Here is a 20,740-nt window from a genome sequence, read left to right as displayed (position 1 = left end):
GCGTTTCCCTTTCGGCCGTTCCTGTTCAGCACAAGATATTGAAACCCGGCCTCTCAATCTTCTGAAAGCAAAACCCGACGTCACTCTTTCATGATTTCATCAAGCCGCGTGGCTTCGTCATCGCTGAGCGCCGTCTCAGCCGGGGCAACACCGTAAGAGCGCCGCCGCAGGTAGAGCAACCCGCCCAGCACCCCCAGCACAAGCATTCCCGGACCAGCAGCATAAAGCACCCAATTGCTGCCCTTGGCTTGCGGCTGCAAAAGTACGTATTCGCCGTATTTCCCCACGAGAAAGTCAATGACCTCGTCGTTGCTGGCGCCTTCGGTCAGTTGCTCACGCACCTCCAACCGCAGATCGCGCGCCAGATCGGCATTGCTGTCGTCGATGTTTTCATTGCGGCACACCAGACAGCGCAGCCCCTTGGAAATCTCACGCGCCCGTGCCTCAAGCACCGGATCGTCAAGAATTTCGTCCGGCTGCACCGCTGCCAGCGGTGTCGCCAACAGCATCAGCGCGAGGATCAGACGTTTCATTCCGCAGGAACCCCTTTGATTGGCCGCGCCTTGCGAGCGCCCGCCGCAACACGATAGCGTCGATCGGTCAGCGACAACAACCCGCCGAGCGCCATCAGAATCGAGCCGCCCCAGATCCAGTTGGCCAACGGTTTGAAATAGACCCGCATCGCCCAGCCACCGCCCATCTGCGGATCACCGATCACCACATAGATGTCGCGCCAAAAGCCAATATCGATGGCCGCCTCGGTTGTCGGCGTGCCTTGCACTGGATAAAACCGTTTTTCGGGCGTCAACGTCGTGATCTCGCTGCCATCCTGTGTCAGGCGCACAATCCCCATGGTCGTCGTATAGTTCGGCCCCGGAAGTTCCTCGACCCCCTCAAGAGTCAGCGTATAGCCCGACACATCAAAGCTTTCGCCCTTCTGCACCACGCGAATATCTTCGGCCTCCCAAGCCAGCATTGCAGAGATCCCGGCAATTGTTATCCCCATGCCCGCGTGGGCAACGGCCTTGCCCCAATCGGCCCTTGGCAAACGCATCAGCCGCATCAGACGGCCTGACCTGCGCTGCCCGGTGCGCACGAAAAGATCCGTTACGGAACCCGCCACCAGCCACGCAGCCAGCATCAGCCCGATTGGACCAAGCGTTGTGCGTTCGCTCTGCATCGCCCAGACCAGCGCACCCACCGCCAGCGCCAGAATTGCCGCCGGCATCAGATTGCGCATCACACGGCCAAGCTTGGCCCGCTTCCAGGGCAACATCGCCCCAATCGGCAAAATTATCCCGAGCATCACCATGAAAGGTGTGAAGGCCTGATTGAAAAACGGCGCACCCACCGACAGTTTTCGGTCAAAGAACATCTCTGAAACCAGCGGCCAGATCGTGCCGACAAACACCACGAACGTCGCTACGCCCAAGAGGATATTGTTGGCCAAAAGCGCCGATTCCCGGCTGATGAAACCAAATACTCCCTTGGCCTCCATTGCACCGGCCCGCGCCGTAAAGAGCGTCAGCGCAGCCCCGACAAACACCACTATGATCAGGAGCAGGAAAACACCGCGTTCGGGATCACTGGCAAAGGCATGCACCGAGGTGATGATGCCCGAGCGGGTGATGAATGCACCGATCAGCGAAAAGCCAAAGGCAATGATCGCCAGCAAAATGCTCCAGCTTTTAAGGCTTTCGCGTTTTTCGACCACAGTCGACGAATGCAACAACGCCACAGAGATCAGCCAAGGCATGAAGCTGGCATTTTCCACCGGATCCCAGAACCAGAATCCACCCCAGCCAAGTTCGTAATAGGCCCACCACGAGCCGAGCGCGATCCCCACGGTCAGGAAAACCCAGGCCGCCAACGTCCAAGGCCGCACCCAACGGCCCCAGGCCGCATCGACCCGCCCTTCAATCAACGCGGCAACCGCAAAGGAAAACGCCATCGAAAGACCGACATACCCAAGATAGAGAAACGGCGGATGGAAGGCGAGGCCCGGATCTTGCAACAACGGATTGAGATCATTCCCATCAAACGGCGCCACTTCAAGGCGCAAAAACGGGTTTGATGTGAACAGAATAAATGCAAAAAACGCGGCCCCGATCATGCCCTGCACCGACAATACACGTGCCTTGAAACTGGGCGGCAGGTTGCTACCAAACCACTGCGCCATCGCGCCAAACAGCGTCACGATGAGAACCCAGAGCAGCATCGAACCCTCGTGGTTTCCCCACACCCCAGTGATCTTATAGAGCATCGGTTTGGCCGAATGGCTGTTATTGGCCACCAGGGCGACCGAGAAATCCGAGGTCACGAAACTATAAGTCAGCGCGCCGAACGCAAAAAGCGTCAACACGAATTGCGCATTCGCGGCGGGTTCGGCAAAAGCCATCCAGCCGGGCCAGCGTTTCTGGGCACCAACCAATGGAATGACCGACTGCATGAGGGCGATCAGGAAGGCGAGGATGAGGGCGAAATGTCCGAGTTCTGCTATCATGCCCCCTCTATATTGCGCCGCGCCCGCCGGGCCAATGACAATCGACCGGAATCCCCGGCAATCTCGATCACATTTTGGCGTTCACCGGCCGAAATCGGCGCTGCGTTGCCAAGTATTCAACGCCGGGTTTTCATCAGGCGCCAGCGTTTCAATTACGGCCTGCGAATCGTGCCCGGTGGCCGCCGCACCGGGGCGGCCTGCTCCCCTCTCCAGCGCCCCAAGCGCGGCAAGATTACTCACCACTTGAGGGGCCAAAACCAATGTGTCGGTGATCTGGCGGCGATAGTCCTGCCTTTTCGATTGATGCCGCGCCCCGAAATAAAACGTCACGATCGCGCCCAACAGCCACCATAACGGTTCCGGTACCAGCGCAATTCCCTGCATACGTGAGGCAAACCAGACGGGATCGACCATCGCCGCTATGAACAACCCCAACGTGCCAAAGGCCAACGCCGGGCGCGGCAGCCGGTTGAGGGCGTCCATCAACCGGTCAAACCACCCACGCTCGACCACGACAAACTCCGAACCGAACTGGCTTAGCGTCTTTGCCCGCACTTCCGCGTCGCGGGCGGCTCCTGCGTCGGCATTTTCGCGAAACACTTCCACGGTGTCTTTCACCACATTTCGTCCATTGCCAAACACCACCTGCAAGACACGTTCGATCAATCCCATTTCGCCACCCTTTCGCGAAATTGTGCCGCGCTCAGATGATAGCGCGGGTTGATGAACGCCTCGGCCCGCCGAATCCAACCGCCCTTGCCGCCTGCTTGCGTTCGCGCATACTTCCGGCTTGCCGGGCGGCGGTCGCCCAGACGGAAGTAATAATTGCGCCGCGCGATCCCGTAGGCATCACCAAATTGCTCCGGCCCTTTACCTGCGGCAGCCTTCGCGGCCGTAGCGGTTAACGGTCCGATAACCCCGTCAACAGTCAACTCGAACCCCATGTCGCCCAACAAACGTTGCAAAAGCCTCACTGCATTGCCCCCGGCGTTGACATACATGTCAAACATCGACGCCTGCACAGCCTCGGGCAATGTATTGATCTGCGGGCGATGAAAATAATGCTCGATGAAAATTTCTACGGCCTGCGCGCGCGTCAGGGTTTGCACATCCGCCACATCCACATCGCCATCACGATCGAGATCCAGCCCCAGCCGTCGCATTGTGTGAATTGTCACGCCGAAATTTGTCGCCCCGCCCGGATCATCGGGATCATTCACAAACCCGCCCTCACGCGCGACAATTTCTTCGGCAATCTCTCGAACCGATATCATGAATCAGACCTTCCCTCACATTAGGGGAAAGCCTGATCCGAAATGGTTAACCGCTTGCTTAGCTATCGCTCGGTTCTTGATAGACGCCTTGCTCCTTGAGCGCATCCACTACTTCGCGCGGCATATAGGTCTCATCGTGTTTGGCAAGAATTTCAGTGGCTTGAAATACACCGTTGATGTATTTTCCGGTGCCAATCATGCCTTGATCTTCGGCGAAAAGGTCAGGCAGAACGCCCTTATAGGCCACCTTCACAACTTCGCCCCCATCCGTCACGTTGAACGTTACAGTCTCGCCCTGTCCGCGCACAATGCTGCCGGTCTCAACCAAACCACCCAACCGAAACGTCTCGTTCGGTTCCGGCGGCGCCTCAACCACTTGGCTGGGCGAGCGGAAGAAATTGATTCCGTCACGCATGGCATATCCGATCAGCGCGGTGGAAATCGTCAAGGCCACGACCGCCAGCAGGATAACCTGCACCCGGCGCTTCTTCTTCAAACCCTTCATGACTCGTCTCCTCTCACGGAAAACAGGGCGGTAACATCAGCCCTTGTGTCTCTTTCAGACCTAACATCAGATTGGCGTTCTGCAAGGCCTGCCCACTGCTACCTTTTGTCAGGTTATCCAGTGCCGTCACCACAATGGCGCGTCCCTTGATACGATCCCCCGTCACACCGATATGACAGAAATTCGACCCCCTGACATGATGCGTGCTGGGTGTTTCGCCAAATGGCAGCACTTCGATGAACGGTTCGTTCGCATAGGCCTTGGCAAAGGTCTCATGAATCTCGCCCGCATCCCCCGAAACATAACCGGTCGCCAGAATGCCCCGGTTGGCCGGCATCAGATGCGGCGTAAACTGAATCTTGACCTCGCGGCCTGCCAACGCGCTGAATTCCTGATCAAATTCGCCCAGGTGGCGGTGCGTGCCGCCGACGGCATAGGCGTTATAGCCTTCTGACAATTCGGCATGCAGCAGATTTTCCTTTAGCGACCGTCCGGCACCGGACACCCCGCATTTCAGGTCAAGAATGATGTCATCAAGCCCAATCACACCGGCAGAAATCAGTGGACGCAGCGCAAATTGCCCCGTCGCGGCGTTACAGCCCGTTCCGGCTACCAGCCGCGCGCCTTTGATCTCGTCGCGATAGAACTCGGTCAGCCCATAGACCGCCTCTTTCTGCATTTCGACGGCGCTATGCGGATTGCCATACCATTTCTCATACTCAGCCGGATCGCGCAGCCTGAAATCCGCCGAAAGATCGACAATTTTCAAATCTCGTGGCAGGTTTGAGATCACTTCCTGGCTGGTCTTATGCGGCAACGCACAAAAACACAGGTCAATCGTCGAGAAATCAATCTCGTCAAAGCTGACCATATCGGGCAAATCGAGATGGCGCAGATGCGGAAATACTTCGGCCAGACTCTGCCCCGCCTTGGAAAACGCGCCCAAAGCGGCGATCTCGATATCGCCATGCGTTGCGATCAATCGGATCAGTTCGGCGCCGGTATAGCCAGAGGCGCCCAGAATGGCGATTTTATGGGTCATGACACACCCTTTCTCATAACTTGTTTTGCTTGTCCGTGACGTAAATCAAGTAGACGGGTCAGGCCGCCTCAAACGTGATCCGTCGTCGCAGAAATTGCGTTGCCTTGTCGCTCACCCGCTTGGGATCACCTGTGGTGAGAAACTTGGTCTCTCCGCCGTCGCCCTGAAACTTGGGGTGGCGCACAAGATAATCGGCAAGGCTCTCAGCAACCAGATTGGCTTGACTGTAGACGCTCACGTCCGCGCCCAAAGCATCCTGAAATTCCTTTTCCATCAGCGGATAATGGGTGCACCCCAGAATTGCCGCCTGCGGTTTGGGCATCTTGCGCTTCAAGGCATCCACATGGCTGCGCACCAACGCCTCGGCAAGGATCATGTCACCCTCTTCGATGGCATCCACAACCCCGCCACAGGCCTGCGCTTCAACGTCAACGCCAATAGCACGGAAGGCCAATTCTCGCTGAAACGCCCGGCTCGCCACGGTGGCGGGCGTGGCGAACAATGCCACATGTTTCACCGCAACCTCGCGGGGCGGTGAATTGTCGCCCCATTGCCGTTCGGTCAACGCCTCGATCAGCGGCACGAAAACACCCAGCACTCGCTTGTCTTGCGGGATCCAGCTTTCTTGCATCCGTCTGAGCGCCGCCGCGCTCGCGGTATTGCAAGCCAGAATCGCCAGATCACAGCCCTCATCCCAGAGCCGCTCGACCGCCCTGCAGGTCAGACCATAGACATCATCGGCATCGCGCACCCCATAGGGCGCATTGGCGTTGTCTCCATAATAGACGAACGCCTGCTCCGGCAGCCGTTTGGCAACCGCATCAAGAACGGTCAGACCGCCCAGACCACTATCGAAAATACCAACTGCCATCTGCCCTGTCCGCGGCTAAGCGCGATGCTTCTCTTCAAACTCAAAGCCGAACTGAGTCGAATCCAGCGGCTTTGGAGATAGCTCATAGGTCGATTTTCGAAGGAAATCCATCATTGCTTTTGAATTCCCGGCACGGGCTTGCAGCTCTGCCTGTTCAATTGGTCCACCAATCACCACACGCACAGCGCTGTCCATCCGGTCGCGAAATTCTTTCAGCAAAAGCCCCATACGCAACGTGTAATGCAGATGGCTCGCAATCTGAAACAGACGGCTGGTTGTGCCGTCAAAAAATATCGGCACTACCGTGGCGCCTGATTTGGCCACCATCTTGGCGGTAAACGCACGCCAGCCGGGGTCGAGCGGCCGTGAAAATGGCGTTTGCGCTGTGCTCACCGTGCCGCCGGGGAAAACCCCGATCGCGCCGCCCTCCCCAAGAAAGCGAAGCGACTCTCTGCGCGTCTCAAGGTTCTGGGCCAGCGCCGCCTTGGTTTCGTCGAACGAAATCGGCAAGATCACCCGGCCCAAATCGTCCGATTTGCGAAACACACTATTGGCAAGGATGCGAAAATCACCGCGCACCTGGCTCAAGATATACCCCATCATCAACCCATCGAGGATCCCGTAGGGATGATTGGCAATCATGATCAGCGGCCCAGTTCTCGGAATATGCTCTAATGTCCCGCCCTGCACCTCAAGCCTTAGACCATAGAGATCAACCATCACCTCCCAAAAGTCACGGCCCGCCGCGACCTCACGCTCAAACCCTTTGGCCCGGCGGAGCAGCCCAAGGCGACCCGTCGCATTCTCCAACAGACGTATGACTGCCCGCCCTCCGGGGCTGGCAGCGGTATGCGCATAGCTGATGTCGCGCGCACTATGGAGGGTGTTTGTCATTCTAAGTGAATTGACCTCAACAAGCTTTGGGCGCTGCCTTTCGACAACGCCCGCAATTTACGCCCGTTTCGTTACAGTCATATGAACGTCAATCGGCCCTACTCGGCGGCAACACTCGGTTGCGGCACAGCGTTTCCCTTCAACGCCGCTAGCAATTCCACGCGCCGCATTGCCGCTTTCTCGGCGTTTGCCATCTTCACCGGCCCAAACCCGCGAATAGAAAGCGGCAGTTCGGCAAGCTCGATCACCAGATCAAGGTTCTGCGCACTGACCTTGGGCAGCCACTCGGCCATGTCCGCCTCATATTCAGCAATCAAAGCGCGTTCCATGCGCCGCTCTTCGGTGCGCCCAAACGGATCAAACGGCGTCCCGCGCAAGCGCTTGCCCTTGGCCAGAAGGTTGAGCCACCGGCCCATACCTTGCCCAAAGACACGCTTCTTTGGCCGCCCATCCGAGCCATCCTTGGACAAGATCGGTGGCGACATGTGATAGGACATCTTGAAATCGCCCTCAAACTGCGCTTCGGCCTTTTCGCGTGTGGCGCGGTGCAGTCGGGCAACCTCGTATTCGTCCTTGTAAGCCAACACCTTGTGATAGCCCTTGGCCACCGCCTCCTTCAGACGTTCATCCGCAATCCCTTCAACCAGCTTGCCATACCGTTTGGCCAGCCGATTGTTCTGATAGTCCTTCAGATGCGCCGCCCGATAGGCAATACGCTCGTCCAGCGTCTGCGGCCCGGTCTCGCCCGTTGGCGCGATCAGCTTGGCTGCCTCATCCGGGTGTGCCGCTGCCCAGCGGCCAATCTCAAAGGCCCGCTGGTTACGCTCGACCGCCGCGCCGTTCAAGCGGATCGCCTCCATCAGCGCCGCATGGCTGAGCGGCAAAAGGCCCATCTGCCAGGCCCCACCAAACACCATCATGTTCGAGAAAATGCTGTCGCCCAGCGTCACCCGCGCCAATTCCGACGCATCAAACAGCCGCAGCTTGTCGCGCAGCCGCGCTTCCAATTGCAGCTCAAGCCGATCAACCGGAATGCGGAACTCGGTCGAGCGGGTAAACTCGCCGGTAATGATCTCGTGAGAGTTGATCACAGCTCCGGTGCGCCCCGTGCTGGTCAGCCCAAGCGTCTTGGCCCCCGCACTCACCACCAGATCGCCCCCGATCAGCGCATGCGCCTCACCCGTGGCAACCCTTACCGCGCTGATATCATCCGGCTTGTTGGCCAGCCGCACATGGATATGTACCGCGCCGCCCTTCTGGGCCAGCCCCGCCATCTCCATCATGCCCGCGCCCAGCCCATCAATCTGCGCCGCCTGCGCCAACACTGCACCGATGGTCACAACCCCCGTGCCGCCAACCCCGGTAATCACCACGTTATGGGTGCCGTTGATCGCCGGAAGAGTCGGTTCGGGCAGGTTCGGAAGATCCAGCTTCTGCGTTGGCTCCTTGCGAATCTGCGCGCCTTGCAGGGTCACGAAACTGGGGCAGAACCCCTTGAGACAGCTGAAATCCTTGTTACAGCTTGATTGATCAATTGCCCGCTTGCGGCCCAACTCGGTCTCAACCGGAACGATCGACACACAATTCGACTGCACCCCGCAATCGCCGCAGCCCTCGCAGATGTCGGTATTGATGAACACCCGCTTGTCGATATCGGGAAAAGTGCCGCGCTTGCGCCGCCGGCGCTTCTCCGCAGCGCAGGTTTGCACATAAAGAATGGCCGACACGCCTTTGTATTCACGATATTTCTTCTGAACAGAATCCATATCGGCGCGCTCATAAACGTCCAATCCCCTCGGGAACCCATCAAGGTCCACATCTTCCTTCTCGTCATAAACAAGCGCGACATGCTCGATTCCAAACGCCAGAAGCTCGCGAGCAATCTGCTCGGCACTCAGCTCACCTTCATGGGTCTGCCCGCCGGTCATCGCCACCGCGTCATTATAGAGGATCTTGTAGGTAATATTCACCCCCGCCGCCTGCGCTGCGCGAATGGCTTGCAGACCGGAGTGGTTATAGGTGCCGTCGCCAAGGTTCTGGAACACATGGTCGCGTTTGGAAAACGGCGCCTCCCCGATCCAGTTTGCCCCTTCGCCGCCCATATGGGTAAAGCCTAGCGTGTCGCGGTCCATCCATTGCACCATGAAGTGACAACCGATCCCGGCATAGGCGCGGCTTCCCTCGGGAACCTTGGTCGAGCTGTTATGTGGGCAGCCCGAACAGAAATAGGCCAACCGCGAGGTGATCTCTTCGGCATTGTCGGCGCGCCGCGCGTCCTCAAGCCCGGCCAATCCGGCCTTGATCCCATCCGTGTCGCGCCCTTCTTCAATCAGGATATTGCCCAGCTTCTCAGCAATCATAACCGGGTCGAGCGCCCAACGTGTCGGGAACAGCTCTTCCTTGTGCATGCCGCCCGCGCCACCCTTGAACCAGCCATAAACCCGCGTGTCGCGATCATCAAACAGCGCTTCCTTGATCTGCACTTCCAAAAGCTTGCGCTTTTCCTCGACCACGATGATCAGGTCGAGGGGCTCGGCCCATTCACGAAAGCTGGTCATATCCAGCGGCCAAACCTGCCCCACCTTATATGTCGAAATTCCCAGCCGGTCGGCCTCTGCCTCATCAATCCCCAGAAGGCTCAGGGCATGTTCAAGGTCGAGCCAGTTCTTGCCGTGGCTCACAAGCCCGATCCTGGCACCACTCTTGCCCCAGATCCGCTTGTCGATCTTGTTGGCGCGCGCAAAGGCTTCCGCGGCATGGCGCTTATAATCGATCAACCGTGCTTCCTGCGCGATCCGGTCATCCACCAGACGAATATTCAACCCGCCCTCGGGCATCTCGAACTCCGGCGTCACCAGCTTGACTCGGTTCGGGTCGCCATCCACCACGGCCGTCGCCTCGATCGTGTCCTTCATCACCTTCAGACCAACCCACACCCCGGCAAACCGGCTCAACGCATAGCCATAGACGCCGTAATCAAGGATTTCCTGAACCCCGGCAGGACTCATCACCGGCATATAGCAATCCATCAGCGCCCATTCACTCTGATGCAGCACGGTGCTCGACTCACCGGTGTGGTCGTCGCCCATCGCCATCAGGACGCCACCGTTTACAGAGGTGCCCGCGTTATTGGCATGGCGCATCACATCGCCCGACCGGTCCACCCCCGGCCCCTTGCCATACCACAGGCCAAAGACCCCATCGAACTTGCCTTCGCCGCGCAATTCGGCCTGCTGGCTACCCCAGAGCGCCGTCGCCGCCAGATCCTCGTTGATCCCCGGCTCAAACTTTACGTCATGCCCGGTCAATAGCGCCTTCTCGCGCCCCATCGTGATATCCACCGCACCCAGCGGCGATCCGCGATAGCCGGTGACATACCCGGCAGTGTTCAGCCCGGCTGCCGTGTCGCGATATTTCTGGATCAGCATCAACCGAACAAGCGCCTGCGTGCCATTCAGCAATACCGGCGATCTCTCCAGATCGTAACGGTCCTGCAAACTCACCTGATGTTTGGTCATTTCGTGCCTCCCCCTAATCCTTTTTGCGTTTCTCCCCTAAGCTGTGGCCCAACTTAGACTTGAAACGCCTGCAACACATATGCGCCGTCACCGTTCCGGCATATTGTCGTGAACGAACGGGATGTTGAAACGCTTTGTTGCCTGCGACAAATTATACACTACATATTAGGTCATAATCCTTGACCTACAAAGCGAATTTTTCCCCATACCCCCACGTTATTGAGAAGTTATAGGTGTCTTACCTTAGGTTTCGTGCCAATAGGGATGACGCAGAAGAAAGTTGCACAGATGGATTGGGACAAGCTCAGAATATTTCATGCAGTGGCCGACGCGGGGAGTCTCACCCATGCCGGTGACACACTGCATCTTAGCCAATCTGCGGTTTCGCGCCAGGTTCGCGCGCTGGAAGAGTCGCTCAACACCACCTTGTTTCACCGCCACGCGCGCGGCCTGATTCTCACCGAACAAGGAGAATTGCTGTTTGATGCGACCCGCGCCATGATCCGACGCCTCGACACCGCCACCGCGCGTATCCGCGACAGCGAAGAAGAAGTGTTCGGCGAATTGCGCGTCACCACCACGACGGGCTTTGGCACCCTCTGGCTGGTGCCGCGGCTTCCGGCGCTCTACGACAAGTATCCCGATCTCAAGATTGACCTGATGCTGGAAGAACGCGTGCTTGATCTGCCGATGCGCGAGGCCGACGTGGCGATCCGTATGAAAGAGCCGAGCCAGGCCGATCTGATCCGCAAACGCCTGATGGGCGTGCGCATGCGCCTTTACGCGTCACGGCCCTATCTCGAACGCTACGGGATGCCTGAAAGCCTCGATCAGATGTCTGATCACCGACTGGTCTGCATGAACACAAGCACCACCCAGGTCGGGGCCGCCGCCACATTGGTTCAACACCTGATGAGCTACGAGATTCCCTCTTCCCTCACAGTCAACAATTATTTTGGCGTGCTTCAGGGGGTGATCAACAATCTCGGCATCGGCGTCCTTCCTGATTATGTGACTCAGGACGAAACCAATCTGGTACGCGTTCTGCCTGAAATCGAGTCGGGCGAAATACCGGTTTTTCTTGCCTATCCAGAAGAATTACGCCCCTCCAAGCGCATCGCCGCCTTCCGTGATTTCGTCCAGGACGAGATTATTGCACATCGCAAACAGGTGAAAAATCAATCGCTTGCGGAATAATCACGTCAGCCATGCGCTCAGCGCATATCGGCAATGCTGCAACTGCGGCATCTTCCTGCTTGATTGGCGGGCATGTGCCACTTATTTCGACTTCTGATGGTAATCGGCGCTCGCGTTGATCACCTTCAACCTCCCTGTTGGACTTCGGCCGAGCTTCGTGCTCGGCCTTTTTTTTGCTGTTACCTTGCCGATTGATTCGCCAGTCACCGGCGTAAATCACGGTCCGCAAAACGGATCTGCCGGTCCCGGCCCCCGCACCGCCCCGCAAACATGATGACAGCATGGGCCAAAGCTTTCCGAAACAATCCCGTAAGCGAAGTGTTTATCAAACTGCTTCAGCAACGCGCCGTCACCGCACCGCCCGCTATAGCACCGGCAAAGCTCCAACGGCCCAGTCCGACAGTACCTCGGCGCCCGTCTCGCGGATCACGATGTTTTCTTCATGCACCATCAAGAGCCCAGGCCCGGTTTCGACATTAGGCTCCAGCGTGATCACCATCCCCGCTTCCAACACCGTCTCGTCCTGCGCACTCAGCGACAGCCCCTCAGTCAACTGCATCCCCAGCCCATGGCCCAGCCGCCCGTCTTGCGCCCCGCTACCGGTCACATTTGCCATCACCCGCCACAGGTCGCACGCCCGCGCGCCGGGCAGAGCCGCTTCCTTCCCGGCCTCTGCCGCCTCAAGAAGCTGCGCCCAGCCGTGCCTCACGCGGCGATCTACCTGCCCGCCTACCGCAAAGTTGCGATCATGATCACAGAAATATCCATCCCAAACCGCACCGGTGTCCAGCATCAGGATATCCCCCGCCTCAAGCGGCACATCACGGGCCGGCGAGATCACATCGCCATATCCCAGCGGCCCGGCACCCCCCGCCAGATAAGCCACATGGTCGGCCCCCTCGCTCAGCAACAGCCTCTGAAACCCGCGAAACACCTCTGACAGAGCCACACCCACGCCCGCAACCTCGCCGACCCGTTGAAATGCCCGCCCGGCAATGGCGCAGGCCTGCGCGATCTTGGCGATCTCTGCTTCGCTTTTTATCGCCCGCAATCGCGCCATGACTCCGTGGTCATCGCCAAACGCGATGCCCATCGCGCGCAGCCGCTCGAAATCCGCCAGCGGCATGCGCAGATGCGTCTCATAGCCCATCGGAACGCCAACAAGCCCCGCCCCGGCGATCTCGCGCAGCGCCTCCCCAAGCAGGCTCACCCCGTCATCATCAGGGCGTGGCGCGGGCCAGGTGCGGATATCCTCGATCCAGCTTTGCCGCATCAACGCCGCGCCGATCTCGGGAATCACTGCCACCGGCTTTCCCTTCAGCGGCACAATCACAAACCACGGTCGGCTCGGGCTTTCCCAAAACCGCGTGAGAAACCCGGTGAAATAGCGAATCTCCGGCTCGGTCGTCAGAAAAAGCGCCGCAAGCCCGGCGCGTGCCATCGCATCCTGCGCTCGGGCGACACGCGCTTGATACTCTCCCGTCTCGAACCCGCGTCTGGTAAATTGCGCGCTCACTCCGGTGCCTCGCTAAGAATGCACAGCACCCGCGCGTCCGCACCCAAAGGCTCCATCTCCAAAAGCGCTGCAAGCCCCGCCCCGCCCGATGTCGTGGTCTCAAGCCCGGCCTCGCTCAGAACCGGCATCGCACGCGCCGCCGCCTCTTCAGAGATCAGCGCGAACGCATCCGCATCCCGCGCCAGCCCCTTCAGCGCAATCAGCGAAGGCTCCTTGCAATCAAGCCGCCCCATGTCAGACACCGGCCCTTGCGTGACCACCGCACACCCGGCCCTGATACTCTCGATCAAAGCCGGAGCCGCCTCGGGCTCCACCACGACAATCCGTGGTGCATCCCCCCAGACCTTGCGAAAATACGCACCACAGGCCCCGGCCAACCCACCGACCCCGGCTTGCAGAAAGATATGCGTCGGCGGGCTCGCAATCTCGCCCACCACCTCGGCCGCCAGTGCCAGATACCCCTCCATCACGCGATAAGGCCGCTCGACATAGCCGGGCCAGGAACTGTCTGACAACAGCGCCCAGCCGTTGACCTCGGCCGCGCGCGCCGCTGCTGTCATGCTGTGCTCATAGGTGGCGCCCTCACGCACCACCTCGGCACCTGACAGGCGCAGCCTCTGGGCAAACTCCTCAGGCACGGAGTCGCTGAGATAAATCACCGCTTTCGCCTCAAACGCCGCCGCCCCGGCCGCCACCGACAAACCATGATTGCCTGCACTCGCGGTCACATAGACGCGCCCTTTTGAGACACCTTCGCCATAATCGCGCGCGATCACATAGGCCGCCCCGAGCGCCTTGAAGCTTCCCAACCCCATGCGAAACCGCTCATCCTTGACCCAGACCTCGCCCGCCCCGGCAAAGCCCGAAAGCCGGGTCAGTGGCGTGACCTCGTGAAACGGACACCGCCCCAGCATCGCGCCCACAGCCGCGGCATCGACACTCGGCCAGGGAATGTCTTGCACCCCATCCCAATCAAGCCCGCGCCCACGCCACGGATTTTCCATCATCTGCATCGTCTCTCCCCCGTTTCCCTCAGCATTGGGGTTTCACACCCCGCCCGCAACCCCTGCGCTGACTTCCGCTTCATCTTGCCCAAAATATCCCCGCGCGGAGCGCTCCCACAGGTGCAACCAACGCCCCGGCCCAAAACTTTGCACCGCGCTCTGCCCGATCACCACGATCAAGGGCGCTCTACCCCCTTCCATGCCCCGCCCCCATGGATTATGAGAGCCGCAACAGCCTGCCACAGGGGAATTGCACCACATGACCGAGCCTGCCATCACCAAAGAGCTGATCGCAGCCCACGGGCTGAGCGACGACGAATATGAACGCATCCTCGATATCATCGGGCGTGAACCCAGCTTCACCGAGCTTGGCATCTTCTCGGCCATGTGGAACGAACACTGTTCCTACAAATCCTCCAAGAAGTGGCTGCGCACGCTGCCAACGGAAGGCCCGCAAGTGATCTGCGGCCCCGGCGAAAATGCCGGCGTGGTCGATATCGGCGACGGTCAGGCCGTGATCTTCAAGATGGAGAGCCACAACCATCCCTCCTATATCGAGCCCTACCAAGGGGCCGCCACCGGCGTTGGCGGCATCCTGCGCGATGTCTTCACCATGGGCGCGCGCCCCATCGCGGCAATGAATAGCCTGAGCTTTGGCGAAGTCTCCCACCCCAAAACCCGTCAGCTTGTGCATGGCGTGGTTGAAGGCGTCGGCGGCTATGGCAATTGCTTTGGCGTGCCGACCGTTGGCGGCGAAGTGCGCTTTGACCCAGCCTACAATGGCAACTGTCTGGTAAACGCCTTTGCCGCAGGTCTCGCCGACACCGACAAGATTTTCTATTCCGCCGCCTCCGGCATCGGCATGCCCGTCGTCTACCTCGGTGCAAAAACCGGCCGCGACGGCGTCGGTGGCGCCACAATGGCCTCGGCCGAGTTTGATGAATCCATCGAAGAGAAACGCCCCACCGTTCAGGTCGGCGACCCCTTCACCGAAAAACGCCTGATGGAAGCCACGCTTGAGTTGATGCAGACCGGTGCTGTCATCTCGATTCAGGACATGGGCGCAGCGGGTCTCACCTGCTCGGCGGTTGAAATGGGCGACAAGGGCGGCCTCGGCGTCAAGCTGCAACTTGATGACGTGCCGCAACGCGAAGACAACATGACCGCCTACGAGATGATGCTATCTGAGTCTCAGGAACGCATGCTCATGGTGCTGCGCCCGGAAAAAGAAGCCGAGGCGCGCGCCGTCTTTGAAAAATGGGATCTCGACTTCGCCATCGTCGGCGAAACCATCGCCGAAGACCGCTTCCTCATTCTGCACGGCAACGAAGTGAAGGCCGATCTGCCCCTTGCCACGCTCTCTGGCTCGGCCCCCGAATACGACCGTCCTTGGGTTGAAACGCCCGAGGCTGAACCGCTCGATATGTCGGGCGTTCCGGGCATTGATCCGATTGACGGGCTGAAGGCACTGATCGGCTCGCCCAACTACGCCGCCAAACAGTGGGTCTACGAGCAATACGACACCATGGTGATGGCCGACAGCGTGCGACTGCCGGGCCTTGGCGCGGGCGTTGTGCGCGTTCATGGCACCGACAAATTGCTGGCCTTTACCTCCGATGTGACGCCTCGCTATGTTCAGGCCAACCCCTTCATGGGCGGCGCTCAGGCCGTGGCCGAAGCCTATCGCAATCTCACATCCGTCGGCGCCGTGCCCCTCGCCACCACCGACAACCTGAATTTCGGCAACCCCGAAAAACCCGAGATCATGGGCCAATTCGTCGGCGCGATCAAAGGCATCGGCGCTGCCGTGGCCGCGCTCGACATGCCGATCGTATCGGGCAACGTCTCGCTTTATAACGAAACCGATGGCGAACCGATCCTGCCCACCCCCACCATTGCCGCTGTCGGCCTGATCTCCTCCGAAGATCACGCCATCTTCGGTCACGCACGCGACGGGCATGTCGCGCTTGTGATTGGCGAAACCACTGGCCATCTCGGCCAATCCGCCCTTCTGGCCGAAGTTTTCCACCGCGTCGAAGGCGATGCTCCGCACGTCGATCTTGAGGCCGAAAAACGCCACGGCGATTTCATCCGCGCGCATGTTGACCTGATCAAAGCCTGCACCGATCTCTCCGATGGTGGCCTCGCGCTGGCCGCCTTCGAGATGGCCGAGACCGCAGGCACGGGTATCCAGCTCGACCTCTCCGACATGGCGCAACTCTTTGGCGAAGATCAGGCGCGCTACCTCGTCGCCTGCAACTTCGATCAGGCCGAAGCCCTGATGCTGGCCGCAGGTCAGGCGGGTGTGCCTATCCAATCCGTCGGAAAGTTCGCGGGCGACACGGTGCGCTTGGGCACCTCCGAAGCCCCCCTCGCCGAGCTTTCCAACCTCTTCCGCACCGCCTTTGAGGAGGCCGTCGGCTGATCCCTCATCTGCCCGATCTGACCCCCGATTGCTCCGCCTGTGCCGCTTTCTGCTGCATGGCGCTGGCATTTGACAAGGGCGCGGCCTTTGCCATCGACAAACCTGCTGCTGTGCCCTGCCCCAATCTGGCGCGCCACAGCTGCACCATCCACGACACCCTGAGCGACAAGGGTTTTGCGGGCTGCGTTGCCTATGAATGCACCGGTGCAGGCCAACGCACGGTTGCACTCTATCACGGGCAAAGCTGGCAGGATGATCCGGCCCTTCTTGGCCCCCAGATAGAAAGTTTTGCCCATCTGCGCATCCTGCACGGTCGAATTGAACTGCTCCTCGCGGCGGCCATTCTCCCTCTGCCTCCCGCAATCAAAGCGCGCCGTGCATCCCTGCTGGCCCGTCTCTGCCCTGACGAGATGACGCCACGGATTGCGCACGCCCTTGCCACCGGCCCCATCCCGTCCGAGGTTGATCGCTTCCTGAAAACCCTCGCGCGCTATACGCCTGTCAATCCTCCCCGTCTAAAACCTGCCTAAAACCCCAAGCTTTTCGCCGCACCCCCCGCTCTTCACCTTGCACGATCCCCCAAGCCGCCCTAGGTTCAGCCAAACACGTAAACCGGAGATGCATATGGCCATTCACGTGCAGGAACTCGAAGATCTGCTTCGCCAAGCCTTCCCAAATGCCGAGATTGCTGTTGATGGCGCCGATGGGGTGCACATGGCGGCCATGGTGGTTGACGAAAGCTTTCGCGGCAAAAACCGCGTGCAACAACAACGCGCTGTCTATGCGGCCCTCAAAGGCAAGATGGATGGAACGAACGGCGAATTGCACGCACTGGCGCTCACCACCCGCGCCCCCGACTAATTCTCAAAACCCACGCTTCCCAGCGAACAGGATACCCAAATGACTGACGCAAAGACCCAGATCGAAGAAACCAACAAATCCAATGACGTCGTGCTCTACATGAAGGGCACCAAGAGCATGCCGCAATGCGGTTTTTCCTCCCGCGTGGCGGGCGTGCTCAACTTCATGGGCGTCGATTTCAAGGACGTGAACGTGCTTGAAAACGAAACCGTTCGTCAGGGCATCAAGGATTATTCCGATTGGCCGACCATCCCACAGCTCTATGTGAAGGGTGAGTTTGTTGGCGGTTGCGACATCATCACGGAAATGACCCTCTCGGGCGAACTTGATACGCTGTTTGAGCAAAACGGCGTGACCTTCGACAAAGATGCCGCCGACAAGATCCGCGAAAGCAACGCCTGATCTTCACAGGTTGCGAATCCGATACTGGGCCGGGGCTTTCCCCGGCCTTTATCGTTTCGAAATCCTGAGCCAAACCCCGTCTTTGCCTCGCACCGTCAGATGCGCCACCGGCATCGCCGGGCGCTCCGCGACCAACTCAAACCGCAAACAACGCACCAGCATCGACAAGATCAGCGGCCCCTCGACCATGGCAAACCCTGCCCCGGTGCAAACCCTCTGCCCGGCGGAAAACGGAATATAGGCCTCGCGCATGCATTTCTTGCCGTTCTCGGTCTTGAAACGCCCCGGATCAAACTCATCTGGGCGCTCCCAAAGCCGCTCATGGCGATGCAGATGCCACGGACTAAGCACGATCTGGCTTCCCTTTGGCACATCACGATCGCGAAATGTCTCCGGGCACGCCGCCTCGCGCACCATCATCGGCACTGGCGGATAAAGCCTGAGCGTCTCGCGAAACACATCCTTACTCACCCGCAGCTTGGACACCGTCGAAAACGCCGGATTATCCGGGTCAATCGCCGCCTCGGCCTCCGCCGCCAACCGCTCCTGCCACTCTGGGTGCATCGCCAGCAGATAAAGCGCCCAGGCCAGCGCCGAAGCACTGGTTTCATGCCCCGCCAGGAAGAAGATCGCCACCTGATCGACCATTTCCTCGGTATCAAACCGCGCACCGGTCACCGGGTCCGCCGTGGTCATGATCTTCGTCGCCAGATCATCGGGCGCGCTCCCGGCCTTGATCTCGGCCATCCTCCCGGCGGTCAGCTCGGTAATCAACGTCCTGATCTCTCCCGCCGTGCGTTTGGTCTCGCGACTATGAAACCGCGGAAACCATTTCGGTAGCGGCAAAAGCGCGCCAAGGTTCAACACCGGCTGCGCACGCTGGTGTTCACGAAACTTGCAAAACACCTGCCCCGCGACCTCATGCTCAATCGGAATCGAGAACAACGTGCGAAAAATCACATCCGCCGCCGCATGGCTCGTGTGCTCCTCAATCTCTACCGGCTTCCCATCGGCCAGTTGTTCAAGCCGCCCAACCGCCGACATCCCCGCCGCCCACATTGCCGGAAACACCTCTTTCAGCCGTCCACCCTCAAAGGCCGGATCAATGATGCGGCGCTGTCGTTTCCACGTCTCGCCATTGGTCACAAACACCGAATTGCCCAACAGCGGCGCAAGCCCCTCGCGAATGCGGTTGGACTTGGGAAAATCATCTGGCCTCTCGCGCAGCACCAGATCGACCAGCTTCGGCTCATTGCACATGAACGAGCGGAAAAACGGCGTGCGAAACTCGGCCATCCATGCCCGGTAAAGCCGCGCCGGCTGCGCCGAAAGAAGATCCTCACGAAACAATTTCGCATAGCGCCAAAGCGATGCTTTCCCCTGCCGTGACGGGGGTTTAGGCGGCAGCACTGTCATGTCTCTCAACGGACGTGAATTTTGATTCCGCCCGCTCAATCCGGCTCCCGGATGGCTTGCGCCCTTTGTAACGCGCACCCAAGGTTACGGGCCCCGCGGTGATGCGGAAATAGTCATAGTCACCGGGCCGATCAAAGGCGCACATATATTGAAAATGCAGTCGGAAAAACCGCCAACGCAACTCCTTCCAACGCTCAGCACTCAACGTCTGGGTAAACGCCGCCGAAATCACCAGCGGCCAGCGTTTGCCACTTTCCGGCGCGACCCCCGACACTGCCACAGGATCACAAAGCGCAAACGCACAGCCATCTCCCGGCGCCGTCACATCGACCCAGGTCAACTCATCTCGCGTCGAAAGATAGTGCAAATCCGCCCTCAACCGCTGCGCCTGCGGCAAGAAAGACACCATCGGCACCACCTGCCCAAGACTCAGGAATGACAAAACCGGCCCACCTTCCGTCACTTTCCCCGCCTGGATCAGATCGGCCAGAACCGACACCGCCAGATGCGCCCCCGATGAATGCCCGACCACCAGAACTTCATCATACCCCTGCCCAAGCGCCTCCGCGATCCGCTCGCCAAACTCGGTCATCCGCGCCTCCAACTCGGGTGGGTTGGCACCTTTTGACTGCGCCGAATAGGCATAGTCATGCATCAAGTAATAGGCGAAGAACTTGCCATCCTTCACCCTGAACCACCGCAACACCAACCACCCAACAACCAACCCAACTGCGACAGAACCATAAACAATTGGATAAAACAGCGGTGTGAATATTTGGTCAGGATAAATCATCGCCGCGATCTTGCTGCCCACAAACCCGACCAGTGTCGCGACCCCATAGGCAACAAGAACCGCGATCAAGAACTGCACCAGCAAGAACACCACCGGATAGAGCGCGGCAATCACCGGCCCCTTGCGCAACCGCATCAGCCGGCCAAGCGCCCCTGAACTTATGTAAATCCACGCGGTGCGCGCCAGCTGCACATAGGTCGCGGCAATCCCCAAACCCATGCTGTCGCGCACGATATCAGACCAAACCATGACCTCGAAATCGGCCTGTACCTCGGCGCCATCCATCTGCCCCATGACATGCCAACCATAAGGGCCACTGGTCTTTTTTGGTGATAGATCAAGGTTATACCCGCTGATCCTCGCCTGCTCGGCACCTTCTTTGCGGTACAGCTCGCGGTAACGGCGCGGGTGAATCGGATCATACCCCGGGATATAAAACACCCGGCGTTTACGCACCGCTCTCATATCCTCATGACCCATATTTTGCCCTCATTTGCGCGCGTAAAACTAGCGCATGTC

At 59.3% G+C, this 20,740-nt stretch carries 18 protein-coding genes; 5 read left to right on the top strand and 13 right to left on the bottom strand.

Annotation, left to right across the window (positions count from 1 at the left end):
* Positions 1 to 80 precede the first annotated feature (80 nt).
* The 9 genes from LZG00_08950 to LZG00_08910 all read right to left on the bottom strand — a co-directional run bounded on the left by LZG00_08950 (position 81) and on the right by LZG00_08910 (position 10,607).
* Positions 81 to 533, bottom strand: a complete 453-nt coding sequence (locus LZG00_08950) for a cytochrome c-type biogenesis protein CcmH (protein MCF3594127.1) — start codon at positions 531 to 533, stop codon at positions 81 to 83.
* Positions 530 to 2,503 (bottom strand): heme lyase CcmF/NrfE family subunit, encoded by a 1,974-nt coding sequence (locus tag LZG00_08945; protein MCF3594126.1) that lies wholly within the window; start codon positions 2,501 to 2,503, stop codon positions 530 to 532. Before LZG00_08945 ends, LZG00_08950 begins: the two co-directional genes overlap by 4 nt.
* 81 nt (positions 2,504 to 2,584) lie before the next feature.
* Positions 2,585 to 3,175 (bottom strand): holin family protein, encoded by a 591-nt coding sequence (locus LZG00_08940; protein MCF3594125.1) that lies wholly within the window; start codon positions 3,173 to 3,175, stop codon positions 2,585 to 2,587.
* Complete coding sequence (locus LZG00_08935; GenBank protein ID MCF3594124.1) at positions 3,166 to 3,777, bottom strand: holin-associated N-acetylmuramidase; 612 nt, start codon at positions 3,775 to 3,777, stop codon at positions 3,166 to 3,168. The genes LZG00_08940 and LZG00_08935 overlap by 10 nt, the downstream gene beginning before the upstream one ends.
* A 58-nt stretch (positions 3,778 to 3,835) precedes the next feature.
* Positions 3,836 to 4,282 (bottom strand): cytochrome c maturation protein CcmE, encoded by a 447-nt coding sequence (gene ccmE, locus LZG00_08930; protein ID MCF3594123.1) that lies wholly within the window; start codon positions 4,280 to 4,282, stop codon positions 3,836 to 3,838.
* 13 nt (positions 4,283 to 4,295) lie between these two features.
* Positions 4,296 to 5,324 carry an N-acetyl-gamma-glutamyl-phosphate reductase gene (argC, locus tag LZG00_08925; GenBank protein MCF3594122.1) on the bottom strand — a complete coding sequence of 343 codons (1,029 nt, stop codon included), beginning with the start codon at positions 5,322 to 5,324 and terminating at the stop codon, positions 4,296 to 4,298.
* Positions 5,325 to 5,382: 58 nt separating this feature from the next.
* On the bottom strand, positions 5,383 to 6,195 hold the full coding sequence (gene murI, locus LZG00_08920) for a glutamate racemase (protein ID MCF3594121.1): 813 nt from the start codon (positions 6,193 to 6,195) through the stop codon (positions 5,383 to 5,385).
* A 15-nt stretch (positions 6,196 to 6,210) separates the two neighbouring features.
* The gene (locus tag LZG00_08915; protein MCF3594120.1) at positions 6,211 to 7,089 is read right to left on the bottom strand and encodes a lysophospholipid acyltransferase family protein; all 879 of its coding nucleotides are present in this window, start codon (positions 7,087 to 7,089) and stop codon (positions 6,211 to 6,213) included.
* Between the two features lie 98 nt (positions 7,090 to 7,187).
* The gene (locus LZG00_08910; protein ID MCF3594119.1) at positions 7,188 to 10,607 is read right to left on the bottom strand and encodes an indolepyruvate ferredoxin oxidoreductase family protein; all 3,420 of its coding nucleotides are present in this window, start codon (positions 10,605 to 10,607) and stop codon (positions 7,188 to 7,190) included.
* Between the two features lie 288 nt (positions 10,608 to 10,895).
* Here LZG00_08910 and LZG00_08905 point away from each other — a divergent pair, with 288 nt between their 5' ends.
* Complete coding sequence (locus LZG00_08905) at positions 10,896 to 11,804, top strand: LysR family transcriptional regulator (protein MCF3594118.1); 909 nt, start codon at positions 10,896 to 10,898, stop codon at positions 11,802 to 11,804.
* 364 nt (positions 11,805 to 12,168) lie between these two features.
* Here the strand turns inward: LZG00_08905 and LZG00_08900 are convergent, their stop codons facing one another.
* Both LZG00_08900 and LZG00_08895 read right to left on the bottom strand, forming a co-directional pair.
* Complete coding sequence (locus LZG00_08900) at positions 12,169 to 13,245, bottom strand: Xaa-Pro peptidase family protein (GenBank protein ID MCF3594117.1); 1,077 nt, start codon at positions 13,243 to 13,245, stop codon at positions 12,169 to 12,171.
* 71 nt (positions 13,246 to 13,316) lie between these two features.
* Entirely contained in the window at positions 13,317 to 14,333 is a 1,017-nt protein-coding gene (locus LZG00_08895; GenBank protein MCF3594116.1) for a pyridoxal-phosphate dependent enzyme, read from the bottom strand.
* 250 nt (positions 14,334 to 14,583) lie between these two features.
* Between LZG00_08895 and purL the strand changes: the two genes are divergently transcribed.
* From purL to grxD, 4 genes are all read left to right on the top strand, one after another.
* On the top strand, positions 14,584 to 16,749 hold the full coding sequence (gene purL / locus LZG00_08890) for a phosphoribosylformylglycinamidine synthase subunit PurL (GenBank protein ID MCF3594115.1): 2,166 nt from the start codon (positions 14,584 to 14,586) through the stop codon (positions 16,747 to 16,749).
* Positions 16,750 to 16,805: 56 nt separating this feature from the next.
* Entirely contained in the window at positions 16,806 to 17,279 is a 474-nt protein-coding gene (locus tag LZG00_08885) for a hypothetical protein (GenBank protein MCF3594114.1), read from the top strand.
* Between the two features lie 94 nt (positions 17,280 to 17,373).
* Positions 17,374 to 17,610 carry a BolA/IbaG family iron-sulfur metabolism protein gene (locus LZG00_08880; GenBank protein ID MCF3594113.1) on the top strand — a complete coding sequence of 79 codons (237 nt, stop codon included), beginning with the start codon at positions 17,374 to 17,376 and terminating at the stop codon, positions 17,608 to 17,610.
* A gap of 39 nt (positions 17,611 to 17,649) precedes the next feature.
* The gene (gene grxD / locus LZG00_08875; GenBank protein ID MCF3594112.1) at positions 17,650 to 18,012 is read left to right on the top strand and encodes a Grx4 family monothiol glutaredoxin; all 363 of its coding nucleotides are present in this window, start codon (positions 17,650 to 17,652) and stop codon (positions 18,010 to 18,012) included.
* Positions 18,013 to 18,060: 48 nt separating this feature from the next.
* Here the strand turns inward: grxD and LZG00_08870 are convergent, their stop codons facing one another.
* Both LZG00_08870 and LZG00_08865 read right to left on the bottom strand, forming a co-directional pair.
* Complete coding sequence (locus LZG00_08870) at positions 18,061 to 19,428, bottom strand: cytochrome P450 (protein ID MCF3594111.1); 1,368 nt, start codon at positions 19,426 to 19,428, stop codon at positions 18,061 to 18,063.
* Positions 19,409 to 20,701: a hypothetical protein gene (locus LZG00_08865; protein MCF3594110.1), complete on the bottom strand. Its 1,293-nt coding sequence runs from the start codon at positions 20,699 to 20,701 to the stop codon at positions 19,409 to 19,411. The genes LZG00_08870 and LZG00_08865 overlap by 20 nt, the downstream gene beginning before the upstream one ends.
* Between the last annotated feature and the right edge of the window lie 39 nt (positions 20,702 to 20,740).

This window comes from Rhodobacteraceae bacterium LMO-JJ12, assembly GCA_021555075.1.
GTDB lineage: Bacteria > Pseudomonadota > Alphaproteobacteria > Rhodobacterales > Rhodobacteraceae > JAKGBX01.
The sequence above is the reverse complement of the archived record's forward strand: the minus strand, read 5'-3'. Positions and strand labels throughout refer to the sequence as shown.

Bases quoted from the DNA above. Each gene is read 5' to 3' on its own strand.
- LZG00_08950 (MCF3594127.1), bottom strand. From the start codon at position 533: ATGAAACGTCTGATCCTCGCGCTGATGCTGTTGGCGACACCGCTGGCA.
- LZG00_08945 (MCF3594126.1), bottom strand. From the start codon at position 2,503: ATGATAGCAGAACTCGGACATTTCGCCCTCATCCTCGCCTTCCTGATC.
- LZG00_08940 (MCF3594125.1), bottom strand. From the start codon at position 3,175: ATGGGATTGATCGAACGTGTCTTGCAGGTGGTGTTTGGCAATGGACGA.
- LZG00_08935 (MCF3594124.1), bottom strand. From the start codon at position 3,777: ATGATATCGGTTCGAGAGATTGCCGAAGAAATTGTCGCGCGTGAGGGC.
- ccmE (MCF3594123.1), bottom strand. From the start codon at position 4,282: ATGAAGGGTTTGAAGAAGAAGCGCCGGGTGCAGGTTATCCTGCTGGCG.
- argC (MCF3594122.1), bottom strand. From the start codon at position 5,324: ATGACCCATAAAATCGCCATTCTGGGCGCCTCTGGCTATACCGGCGCC.
- murI (MCF3594121.1), bottom strand. From the start codon at position 6,195: ATGGCAGTTGGTATTTTCGATAGTGGTCTGGGCGGTCTGACCGTTCTT.
- LZG00_08915 (MCF3594120.1), bottom strand. From the start codon at position 7,089: ATGACAAACACCCTCCATAGTGCGCGCGACATCAGCTATGCGCATACC.
- LZG00_08910 (MCF3594119.1), bottom strand. From the start codon at position 10,607: ATGACCAAACATCAGGTGAGTTTGCAGGACCGTTACGATCTGGAGAGA.
- LZG00_08905 (MCF3594118.1), top strand. From the start codon at position 10,896: ATGGATTGGGACAAGCTCAGAATATTTCATGCAGTGGCCGACGCGGGG.
- LZG00_08900 (MCF3594117.1), bottom strand. From the start codon at position 13,245: ATGGCACGCGCCGGGCTTGCGGCGCTTTTTCTGACGACCGAGCCGGAG.
- LZG00_08895 (MCF3594116.1), bottom strand. From the start codon at position 14,333: ATGCAGATGATGGAAAATCCGTGGCGTGGGCGCGGGCTTGATTGGGAT.
- purL (MCF3594115.1), top strand. From the start codon at position 14,584: ATGACCGAGCCTGCCATCACCAAAGAGCTGATCGCAGCCCACGGGCTG.
- LZG00_08885 (MCF3594114.1), top strand. From the start codon at position 16,806: ATGGCGCTGGCATTTGACAAGGGCGCGGCCTTTGCCATCGACAAACCT.
- LZG00_08880 (MCF3594113.1), top strand. From the start codon at position 17,374: ATGGCCATTCACGTGCAGGAACTCGAAGATCTGCTTCGCCAAGCCTTC.
- grxD (MCF3594112.1), top strand. From the start codon at position 17,650: ATGACTGACGCAAAGACCCAGATCGAAGAAACCAACAAATCCAATGAC.
- LZG00_08870 (MCF3594111.1), bottom strand. From the start codon at position 19,428: ATGACAGTGCTGCCGCCTAAACCCCCGTCACGGCAGGGGAAAGCATCG.
- LZG00_08865 (MCF3594110.1), bottom strand. From the start codon at position 20,701: ATGGGTCATGAGGATATGAGAGCGGTGCGTAAACGCCGGGTGTTTTAT.